The organism is uncultured Thiocystis sp. (genome assembly GCF_903866365.1).
In the GTDB taxonomy this organism is placed as follows: Bacteria; Pseudomonadota; Gammaproteobacteria; order Chromatiales; family Chromatiaceae; genus Chromatium.
Genome location: NZ_CAIPNF010000219.1, coordinates 1 through 1,763, shown reverse-complemented (window position 1 = coordinate 1,763; position 1,763 = coordinate 1). Strand labels below are relative to the sequence as shown.

Here is a 1,763-nt window from a genome sequence, read left to right as displayed (position 1 = left end):
TGGCGGTGGTTTCCTCGACGCTCGCCGCCTGTTCGGTGGCGCCCTGACTCAGCGATTGCGCGGTGGAACTCACCTCGCTGGAGGCCGAGGACAGATTGTCGGCCCCCACCCGCACCTCGCCCACGATCTGGCGCAGGCGCTCGACCATGCCGTGCATGTCCTTATAGACGCCCCGGATGTTGGTCTGATCGAATTCGATCGCCAGATCGCCGACCGCGACCTTGCGGGTCACCTCGGCGATGATCGCGGGATCCTTGCCCAATTGACCCATGACGGCGCGGATGATCAGCCACGCAATGCCAACGCCCAACAACAGGGCAATGGCAGACAGCACCGAGATCATCAGGATGGCGCGGTCGTTGGATGCCTGCACCTGGGGTCCGATGACATCCTGCTCCTGCTTGTAGGACAGCTTGATCTCATCGATATCGGCGGCGAACTTAGGTCCCAGGACATCGAGCGTTTCGGTCACGAGACGATTGCGTTCCTCGATCAGTTGCACCGCGCGATCAAAGGCCGTCTTGTATTCGGACTTATAGCGCACCGCCTCGTCGAGCCAGGCGCGACGCTGAGGATTCTGCAGGGTGACGCCCATCTCGCTCAATTGAGTATCGAGCTCGGCCCATTCCTTATTGACCCGATCGGCATCCGATTGAGCATTGTCGCTGAGGAACCGGCGCGCATAGAGTCGCACCAGCAACAGGCTGCGCAGACCCCGCGCCGATGCCAGAACCGCCTCGCTGTCGGCGTCCTGGTTCGCGCTCTCCAGGATCTTGGTCAACCGCTGTTCGATCTCGCGACCGGTGATTGCCAGCACTTCGTTATCCAAGCGGTCGCTTTCGCGCGTGCGCGCGACCACGTCCTCGAACGCCTTGGCGTAGGTCTCGATATTGGTGCCGGAGGTATTCAGCAGGGCGAGCCGCGTTGGGTCGCGGACGATGGCGGTGGTCTCCTTGAGGATCACGTTCGTGGCGTCCAGGTATTTCTGGAACTCCTTTTCGTTCTTGTCGCTGTGGGTCTTCAGAAAGTCCTTGACCTGCATTCGGCCCATCAGCATGTTGGCCTGCATTTCGCCCATGCGGTTGGCCCTGACCGCCTTTTCGCGATAGGAGGCGAACCCGGTGGAGGCGCCTTCGATCGCGATGAAGGACAGGGCGCTCATCACAATCAGCAGAAATAGCACGGTGCCAAAACCAAGGATCAGTTTCTTGGCCATCGTCATGGAATGAAACATCAGGCTCTCCTAATTGAGTCCGTTATTCAAACAAGATCAGATCGTTGATGAACGCTTTGCGGCGGCGTGCCGACCGCCCTGCCCGACCGCGGCCAGCTCGGCGACATCGAGGATCAAGGCGATCTCCCCGGTGCCGAGAATGGTCGCGCCGGCCACCCCGCGCAACCGTTCGAACAGCTTGCCGAGCGGTTTGATGACGGTCTGCAATTCGCCCAGCAGGGTGTCGACCACCAGGCCCATCTTGTGATGGCCGAAACGCACCACCACCAGGCTTTCGCGCTGTCCTTCCGCGCGCGGGTCGGCGTTCTGGAAGAGGTCGGTGAGGCGGATGAAGGGCAGCACTTCGCCGCGCAGGTTGATGTAGTGCTCGCCGTGGCGCTGGAGGGTGTCGAGGGCGGTCATCTCGACGCAGTCGGCGCCCTGCGCGAGCGGGATGACGTATTGGTCGCGCCCGGCGCCGACCAGGAAGCCTTCGATGATGGCGAGCGTGAGCGGGAGGATGATGGTGACCTTGGTCCCTTCGCCCAGG

Annotated in this window: 2 protein-coding genes; both read right to left on the bottom strand. The window is 61.9% G+C overall.

All coding sequences use genetic code 11. The features are described from left to right. Positions 1 to 1,234 (bottom strand): methyl-accepting chemotaxis protein (locus QZY07_RS12475; protein ID WP_295403032.1); only part of this gene is annotated, 1,234 nt, incomplete at its 3' end. A gap of 36 nt (positions 1,235 to 1,270) precedes the next feature. Further along, on the bottom strand, positions 1,271 to 1,763 hold a 493-nt coding region (locus QZY07_RS12470), incomplete at its 5' end, for a chemotaxis protein CheW (RefSeq protein WP_295403028.1).